This window comes from Kitasatospora sp. NPDC059577 (assembly GCF_042735475.1).
Lineage (GTDB): Bacteria > Actinomycetota > Actinomycetes > Streptomycetales > Streptomycetaceae > Kitasatospora.
Genome location: NZ_JBHWBZ010000049.1, coordinates 20343 through 28438 on the forward strand (window position 1 = coordinate 20343; position 8096 = coordinate 28438).

Here is an 8096-nt window from a genome sequence, read left to right on the forward strand (position 1 = left end):
GCCGCTGCAGAATCCCGTCTGGTCGCGCCGGCTCCCCGGGGGGGCCGTCGTCTCTGGGGCGGGGGGGGGGCCCCCGCGCCCGGGGGGGGGGGCGGGCCCCCCCGCCCGGGCCACCGCATGCCGGCCGGACGGCCGTCAGCGCGCCCAGGCGGCCGAGAACCCCTCCCCCGCGCGGCTGATCCGCGCCGCTCCCGCCCCCGCGAAATGCGCCGGGATCACCAGCTCGCCCTCCCGCGCCGCCCGTTCCAGCACCCGCAGCCGGCTCGCCGCCGCCCGCGCCGGATCCAGGCAGAAGCAGCTGCTGCAGGCCGGATGCGCCAGCTGCACCGGCGAGTGCATCAAGTCCCCGACGAAAACGGCCCGTTCACCGCCGGACTCCAACCGCAGCACGGACGAGCCGGGCGTGTGCCCCGGCGCCTCCTCCAGCACCAGCGCCGCGTCGAGGCGCAGCGAGCCCGACCACTCCACCGCCTGCCCGGCCGCCAGGACCGGGGCCACGCTGTCCTCGAACACCAGGTCCCACTCCGTCCACAGCGTCGGGTCCAGCACGCCGCCGCTGCGGGCCGGGTGCCCGGCGGCCGGGTCGAAGAACGCCCGGTCGGCGGCCGGCAGGTAGTACTCGGCGTTCGGGAAGGTCGGGACCCACGTCCCGTCCTCCTCCCTCGTGTTCCACCCGACGTGGTCGGCGTGCAGGTGGGTGTTCACCACCACGTCCACCTCCTCCGGCCGCACCCCGGCCGCCGCCAGCAGCAGGTCCGGGAAGCTCCCCTCGCGCCGGTGGAACATCGGTGTCGCCGGCCGCTCGCGCCCGTTGCCCACCCCGGTGTCCACCAGCACCGTGCGGCCTCCGCTGCGCACCACCCAGGTCTGCAGGGCGCCGATGTAGGCGCCGGACGCCGGGTCGTAGTGCTCGGGCGCCAGGGCGGCGTCGGCGTCGTTCCAGTCGGGCTCGCCCAGTCCGGGCACGATCACCTCCGCCGGGGCGAACGGCCCCTGGAACTCCAGCACCCGGATGATCTCCACGTCCCCCAGCACGATCCGTTCCACGGTTCGTCCCTCCTGCCCGCTCGTCCGTCGGTTCGCTGTCTGCCCGTCGAGCCTAGGAAGCCCGGGTGAGCCGCTCAATGCGCCAGCGGCTCGCTCCGATACGCGAACGGCTCATCGCTGCTGCCCGGTCGGGGCGCTCCGGGGAGGGCTACGATGGCCGGATGGACGTGGTCAGCGACGCGATCGCCGCCGTACGGACGGGCCGGCCCGTCTCCAACCGGCTGCAGGTGGCGGGGCGTTGGGGCGCCCGGATCCCCTCCTACCCGGGCGCGGGCTTCCACGTGGTGCTGGCCGGCCACTGCTGGCTGCTGGCCGACGGCGGTGAGCCGCTGCGTCTGGGGCCCGGCGACGCGGTGCTGCTGCCGCACGGCAGCGGACACGCCCTGTCCGGTGAGGAGTTGACGGCGGCCCGGGCGGGCCGCCTGCCGGAGCTGGACGCGCTGCTCGGCCCCCGCCGGCTCCTGGGAGCCCCGGGTGCTCCGGGTGCTCCGGGCCCGGATGTGTCCGGCGTGGACGCTCCGGGGGCGGCCGACCTGCTGTGCGGCAAGTACCGGCTCGACCACGGGCTCGGACACCCGCTGATGCGTGAGCTGCCCGAGGTCGTCCATCTGCCCACCCGCACCGGCGAGCACCCCGAACTGCGCGCCGCCGTCGACCTGCTGAGCACCGAACTGACCGCCGCGCGCCCCGGCGGCGAACTCGCCGTACCCGGCCTGATCGACCTGCTGCTGGTCTACCTGGTCCGGGCCTGGACCACCCGCTGCGGCGCCGACGGCTGGGGTGCGGCACTGACGGACCCGGTCGTGGCGGCCGCGCTCGCCGCCGTCCACGAGGACCCGGCCCACCCGTGGACGACCGACACCCTCGCCGCCCGCGCCGGCGTCTCGCGCGCCACCCTCACCCGCCGCTTCACCGCCCTCACCGGCCGGCCCCCGATGGCCTACCTCACCTGGTGGCGGATGACCCGGGCCGCGGGCCTGCTGCGCACCACCGCCGATCCGCTGGAAGCCGTCGCCCGCAAGGTCGGCTACGCCAGCCCCTACGCGCTCTCGCACGCCTTCGTCCGCCAGTTCGGCACCACCCCCGGCCGCTACCGCGCCACCCGGGCCGCCCTCGCCGCCTGACGCCGTGTCGGCGCGCGGCGCGGGCCGGACGGACGGGCCCGGCGGATGGTGGGTGCTGATGGGCGCTCTCAGCGGGCCGTACCGGGCGGGGTGAGGTGGCCGTGGCGCAGCGCGGCCGGGCGGGGTGTCAGGGAGCCCGGGCCGGAGGAGGGGTTCGCCCGTGTGGAGGCGGTCGCGGATCAGGTGGTGGCTCGGGTTGGCGAGCTTCGGTGGCTTGCCGCTGCGGGCGCGCTCGGCGCCGTCCTCGTAGATCTGGGGAAGCAGGATCTCCGGGGCGGAGCGCAGTCGGCCGGTGGTGGCGTCGTACGGGTCGATCTCCACGTCCAGATCGCCCGCCGGGCAGGAGGCGGACCTGTCGGCGAGGTCCAGGGCCCGGGCGTGGACAGCGCCCCGGGGGACGAGGTCGCCGGGGACGACCGGCAGGCCGGTGCCGGAGACGTGGTCGTCGAGGAGGCCGTGCACGACGAGGTCGCCGTCGACGATCAGCTCGGCGGGCAGGGCGATCCGCGCGGCCACGATCCGGGCGAGAGCGGGGTCGGCGGCCTGCTCACGCAGCTGCTCCGGCGGCGGCGAGGTCCGCCAGGCCTCGTTGATCAGGTGATCGTCCGTCATGCCGCACTGCCGCCCGCCGTTCCGGAAGTGCCGGCTTCTGCCGTGCGCCGGAGGTCCGTGGTGGGGCGGAGCCTGCCACACGCTGCCGGCACTCCCGGCGCGGCTCCCGGCTCCCGGCTCCCGGCTTCTGGCGGTCGACGGTCAGGCGGCGGGTGGTCAGGCGGCGGGTGGTCAGGCGGACGGACGGACGGTCAGGCGGTGGCGGTGCCGATCACCTTGGTGGGGGTGATGCGGACGACGACCCGTACGACCTCCTCCGGGAGGTCGAGGTACTCCTGGCCGGCGCCGGGGCCCTCGTACTGTTCGGCGAGGGCGACGGCGACGGACCGCCCGGGGTCCTCGGTGACGGTGACGCGGCCGCGTATCTCGACGTAGCGCAGCGGGTCGGTGGGGTCGTAGACGGTGAGGCCGGCCCGGGGGTCGCGGCGCAGGTTGCGTTCCTTGCGGCGCCCGGCGGCGGTGGAGACGAGGACGTCGTCGCCGTCGCGGCCGACCCAGACCACCGACATCTGCGGGCTTCCGTCCGGGTTGAGGGTGGCGAGGACGGCGGGGATCGGCGCGTCGAGCAGGGCGCGGACGGCGTCGTTCAACGGGGTTGTCATCGGGCGAGGTTATCCGCCGCCGGTCCGTGGTGCTCTCCGTGGTCAGCACGGATGCGGTGGGTGGGACCGGCGGGGAAGGATGTGATCACGGCGATCGGGTCCGGCCGCACGGGCCGGCCGATCGGGACTCAGGACGACAGGGGTGGGCCATGACCAGCACCGGGATCGACAAGCACGCCGGTTTCTCCGCCGAGGAGCGGGCCGCGATGAAGGACCACGCGCAGGAGCTGAAGAAGGCCGCGCGCAACGTCTCCAAGGCCGAGAAGGCCGCCGAGGCCGAGCGCGACGTCCTCGCGAAGATCGCCGAGATGCGGGAGAGCGACCGGGTGATGGCCGAGCGGGTGCACGCCGTCGTCGCCGCCACCGCCCCCGCACTGGCCCCCAAGCTCTGGTACGGCATGCCCGCCTACGCGCTGGACGGCAAGGTGGTCTGCTTCTTCCAGAGCGCCGAGAAGTTCAAGTCCCGGTACGCCATGCTCGGTTTCAGCGACCAGGCGCAGCTGGACGACGGGCCGATGTGGCCCGCCTACTTCGCGCTGACGGAGGTCACGGCGGAGGTCGAGGAGCACATCGCCGCGCTGGTCGGGCGCGCGGTCGCCTGATCCGCCGGCCCGCCGGACCGGCCGAACGGCGCGGCCGGGTCGGCAGGTCCGGGCGGCAGGGCGGCAGGGCGGCAGGGCTATCCGACGGCTGCCGGGGCGAGGCCGAGGCCGGCGAGCGCCGCCCGGCCCGCGGCGTGGTGGCCGTCGTCGGCGAGCAGGAGGGTGCGCGCCGCCTGGTAGTGGCAGCCGGCCGCCTCGAAGGCGGCCGCGACGGCGGGCAGCGGCGCCCGGTCGCCGTCCAGCAGGGCCTGTGCCCGGTCGAGTTGGGCGGTGGCGACGGGATTGCCGGCGGTCACGGTGCGGGCCCGGGCGATCCGCCCGCGGGCGTCCGGGTGGCCGGCGAGCACCGACGCCTCGGCCCGCAGGGCCACGTACCAGTGCAGCCAGACCCAGCAGACCCACTTCCACACCTCGTCCGGTTCCGGCGCGAGCCGTTCCAGGGCCGCCGGCGCGTCCCCGTGGTGGAGCAGGACGACGGCGTCGAAGACCGCGCCGTGGCCGTGGCGGTGGTCCAGGACGGGGCCGGCCCGGTCCGCGACCGCGAGCCAGGACGTCCGGGCGGCGTGGTCGCCGCGCAGTCCGTGGACCATCGCGACCGACGCGGCGGCCGGGCCGAGGACGAACGACCGCGGCCGGCCGCCGCGTTCCCACGCGTCGAGGAACCTCGTGCCGCCCGAGAGCACGGCGTCGGCGCGGCCCGCGAACGCCTCGGTGACCAGGAGCCAGGACGTGGCGTGGTGGCCCGCTTCGGCGAGCAACGGGTGTTCGGCGAGTTGTCCGCTCCATCGGCGGGCCTTCGCCAACTGACCGACGCCGAGGGCGTTTCCGGCGGCCATCGCGAGGGCGTCCACCAGTTCGTTCGTGCCGGCCGGGGTGCGCGGCGCGGCGGCCAGGACGTCGATCCGGCGACCGGCGGCCGCCGCGGCGCCGAAGGGTTCGCCGGCCCAGCTGCGGGCGCCGGAGAGCGCGTCGAGGGCGGCGGACTCGGCCACCGGGTCCCCGGTCAGCCGGGCGAGTTCGACGGCGCGTTCGGCGTATCCGACGGTCTCGTGCGCGGTGTTGTCCGCGTCGCCCTGGACGGCGCCGTAGGCGTCGGCGAGGACCGCGGCCTCGGCGAGCGCGACGGCCGCGCGTGCGGCCGGGTCCGCCGGGCCGGCCGACTCCCGGGCCTGTGCGAGCAGGGCGTGGACCTGCGGTGCCCCGGGGATCCGCGCGAAGGTGCTGGAGAAGCGGTACGCGACGGTGGCGGCGGCCGCCAGGTCGCGGCTCGCGCCGGCGGTGTCGCCGGCCTGCCGGGCGGCCTCGGCGGCGGCGAGGTGCAGGCGGAACATGTCATCGCCGCGTCTGCGGCACCCGGCCACCCCGGCGGCCTCGCGCAGCGCGGCGGCAGGGTCGGCGGGGTCCGTGAGGACGGCGGGGTCCGTGAGAGCTGCGGGGTCCGTGAGGCCCGGTTCGGCGGGGACGGCGAGGGCGGCGGACTGTTCGAAGCGCTGCTGGGACTCGCCGAGCAGGTTGGCGCCGAAGGCCAGTTCGGCCAGGGCCAGGGCGAGCCGGCGGGCCGGTGCCCGCTGCTCCGGCCGGTCGGCGGCCCAGGCGAGGGCGGCCCGCAGGTCCTCCGCCAGCGCGCCGAACCGGGCGCGCCGAACCGGGGCGTCCGGGGTGTCGAGGGCGTCGAGCCGGTCCGGGGTGTCGCGTTCGGTCAGGGCGGTCGCGCCGGCCAGGCACCACGTCAGGTGCCGGGCCCGGACCTCGGCCGACTCCCCCGCCCCGTCGAGCCGTTCGGCGCCGTACTGCCGGATGGTCTCCAGCGCCTGGTAGCGGGTGCCCGCCGCGGAGTGCGTCACGGCCAGCAGGCTCTGCTCGGCGAGCCGGCCCAGCCCGTCGGCGACCGCGGCCGGGTCCAGCGGGGCGAACCCGGCGACCTCGGCCGCCGCCGCCGCGGTGAACGGCACGACGAACACCGACACCCGCCGCAGCAGCGCCCGGTCCCGGGGCTCCAGCAGGTCGTGGCTCCAGTCCAGCACCGCGCGCACCGACCGGTGCCGGCCGTCGGCGCGGGGGCCGCCGGCCAGGATCCGCAGCTGGTCGCCGAGGCCGGCCGTGAGGCCGTCGAGGCCGAGGGTGGGCCAGCGCGCCGCCGCCAGCTCGATCGCCAGCGCCATGCCGTCGAGCCGTTCGCACAGGGCCGCGACCTCGCCGAGCGCCGCCCGCTCCGGCGGCCGGCCGACCGCGGCCGACCGGGCCGTGAACAGGGCCACCGCGTCCGAGTCGCCGCCGCCGACCCGTGACAGCGGCGGGACCTGGAGGACCCGTTCGAAGGGCACCATCAGCCGGGCCCGGCTGGTGGCGAGCACCCGGACCCGGGGGCAGGCGGTGAGCAGCCGTTCCACGAACGGGGCCACCCCGTCCCGTACCTGCTCGCAGTTGTCCAGCACCAGCAGCGCCTCGCGGTCCGCCAGCGCGGCCACCACGGCGTCGTCGACGCCCCGGCCGGGCTGCTCGCCCGCGCCGACGGCCGCCGCCACCGCCGCGCCGACCCGCTCCGGGTCGGTGACCGGGACGAGGTCGACGAAGCGAACGCCGTCGGCGAAGTCCCCGGCCAGTTCCCCCGCCACCGCCAGCGCGAGCCGGGTCTTGCCCACCCCGCCGGGGCCGACCGCGGTCACCTGCCGGTGGGCGCGCACCGCCTCGGCCAGTTCGCCGCGTTCGCGCGCCCGGCCGACGAACGCGGTCAGCGGCGCGGGGAGGGCGGGCGTGGGGAGGGCGGGGGCCGGGAGGGCGGGGGCCGGGAGGGCGGGGGCCGGGAGGGCGGGGGCCGGGCCCGGCTGCCGGGCGCGGGCGAGTTCGGCGGAGCGCCGGGCCAGCGCCCGCCGGTCCGCCAGCTCCAGCTTGCGCAGCAGCGAGGAGACGTGGGACTCGACCGTGCGGACCGAGATGAACAGCTGCGCGGCGATCTCCGCGTTGCTGAGGTGCTCGCCGAGCAGGGCGAGGACGTCGGCTTCCCGAGCCGAGATCACAGGAGTTGACACCGGGTCATTATCCGCACCCGCCACGGCCGTTCCGTACCGGGCTCCGTTCCGTACCGGGTTCCGTTCCGTACCGGGTTTCCGTGGTGGGCACGGAGGCGGTGCGGCCGCCGTCGGGGCGAGGCTGTGACCACGGCGATCGGCCGCGGCACGAGAGCCGCGGCGCGGAGGCCCCGGGCCCGACCGGCCCACGACGAGAGGAGTGCCCATGACCGGCTCCGCCACCCTCGGGGTCAGGACCGTCCTGCACCCCGTGTCCGACCTGGCGACGGCCAAGGCCGTGTACACGGCCCTGCTCGGTGTCCCGCCACGGACCGACGAGCCGTACTACGTCGGCTTCGAGGCCTCCGGCCAGCACGTCGGGCTGCTGCCGGCCGGCGGGCCGCAGGGCCTGACCGCTCCGCTGGCCCACTGGCACGTGCCGGACATCGAGGCCAGGGTCGCCGAGGTGACCGCCGCGGGCGCGACCGTGAAGGAACCCGTGCACGACGTGGGCGGCGGGCGGCTGGTGGCCACCATGGTCGACCCCGACGGCAATCTGCTCGGCCTCCTGCAGGAACCGGCGGCCTCCGGTCCCCGGCCCCGGGCCGAACGCCGGCGCGACACCGAGCGACGGCTCGCCGAGGACGTCGACCTGTGGCTCGCCAGCGCCTCGCCGGACGGCGACCCGTACCTGGTGCCGCTGTCCTTCGACTGGGACGGCGGGACGCTGTTGCTGGCCACGCCGGCGGACGGTCCGACCGGCCGCAATCTGGCCGCGGGGCGCGGCACCCGGCTGGCCCTGGGTCACACCCGCGACGTCACGGTGGTCGAGGGGGCGGTGGAGGTGCTGGCGATGGACGCGCTGCCGAGGTCGCGGGGCGACCGGTTCGCGGCACGCACCGGTTTCGACCCGCGTGGGCTCGCCACCGCCTACCACTGGTTCCGGGTCACCCCGCGCCGTGTCCGGGCGTGGCGGGAGGCGGACGAGCTGGCAGGCCGTGAGCTGATGCGCGACGGCCGCTGGCTGGTCTGACGGGCGGGCGCGGCGCGGGGGACGAAGGGGCGAAAGGGCGGCGAGGGGGCGGGGCCCGTGCCCCGCCC

At 77.0% G+C, this 8096-nt stretch carries 6 protein-coding genes and 1 pseudogene; 4 read left to right on the forward strand and 3 right to left on the reverse strand.

The window, feature by feature from the left end:
* Nucleotides 1-135: 135 nt before the first annotated feature.
* Entirely contained in the window at nucleotides 136-1047 is a 912-nt protein-coding gene (locus ACFV0O_RS29725) for an MBL fold metallo-hydrolase (RefSeq protein WP_380346725.1), read from the reverse strand.
* Nucleotides 1048-1208: 161 nt separating this feature from the next.
* Here ACFV0O_RS29725 and ACFV0O_RS29730 point away from each other — a divergent pair, with 161 nt between their 5' ends.
* The gene (locus tag ACFV0O_RS29730; RefSeq protein WP_380346726.1) at nucleotides 1209-2171 is read left to right on the forward strand and encodes an AraC family transcriptional regulator; all 963 of its coding nucleotides are present in this window, start codon (nucleotides 1209-1211) and stop codon (nucleotides 2169-2171) included.
* Between the two features lie 803 nt (nucleotides 2172-2974).
* Here the strand turns inward: ACFV0O_RS29730 and ACFV0O_RS29735 are convergent.
* A complete protein-coding gene (locus ACFV0O_RS29735) occupies nucleotides 2975-3385 on the reverse strand; it encodes a PPOX class F420-dependent oxidoreductase (protein ID WP_380346727.1) in 411 nt (136 codons plus the stop codon).
* Nucleotides 3386-3534: 149 nt separating this feature from the next.
* On the opposite strand from ACFV0O_RS29735, the gene ACFV0O_RS29740 reads away from it, so the two are divergent.
* Entirely contained in the window at nucleotides 3535-3987 is a 453-nt protein-coding gene (locus tag ACFV0O_RS29740) for a DUF1801 domain-containing protein (RefSeq protein ID WP_360255204.1), read from the forward strand.
* A 77-nt stretch (nucleotides 3988-4064) separates the two neighbouring features.
* Here ACFV0O_RS29740 and ACFV0O_RS29745 read toward each other — a convergent pair whose 3' ends face one another.
* Nucleotides 4065-7016, reverse strand: a complete 2952-nt coding sequence (locus tag ACFV0O_RS29745) for an ATP-binding protein (RefSeq protein WP_380346728.1) — start codon at nucleotides 7014-7016, stop codon at nucleotides 4065-4067.
* 205 nt (nucleotides 7017-7221) lie between these two features.
* Here ACFV0O_RS29745 and ACFV0O_RS29750 point away from each other — a divergent pair.
* Together ACFV0O_RS29750 and ACFV0O_RS29755 are read left to right on the forward strand one after the other, a co-directional pair.
* Nucleotides 7222-7572: pseudogene (locus ACFV0O_RS29750) on the forward strand (VOC family protein); the annotation flags it as partial.
* A complete protein-coding gene (locus ACFV0O_RS29755) occupies nucleotides 7564-8028 on the forward strand; it encodes a pyridoxamine 5'-phosphate oxidase family protein (RefSeq protein WP_380346777.1) in 465 nt (154 codons plus the stop codon). The pseudogene ACFV0O_RS29750 and the gene ACFV0O_RS29755, both read left to right, overlap by 9 nt.
* Nucleotides 8029-8096: the final 68 nt, after the last annotated feature.

Excerpts from the sequence above, each read along its gene's own strand:
- ACFV0O_RS29730 (WP_380346726.1), top strand. The coding sequence starts at position 1,209 with ATGGACGTGGTCAGCGACGCGATCGCCGCCGTACGGACGGGCCGGCCC.
- ACFV0O_RS29735 (WP_380346727.1), bottom strand. The coding sequence starts at position 3,385 with ATGACAACCCCGTTGAACGACGCCGTCCGCGCCCTGCTCGACGCGCCG.
- ACFV0O_RS29740 (WP_360255204.1), top strand. The coding sequence starts at position 3,535 with ATGACCAGCACCGGGATCGACAAGCACGCCGGTTTCTCCGCCGAGGAG.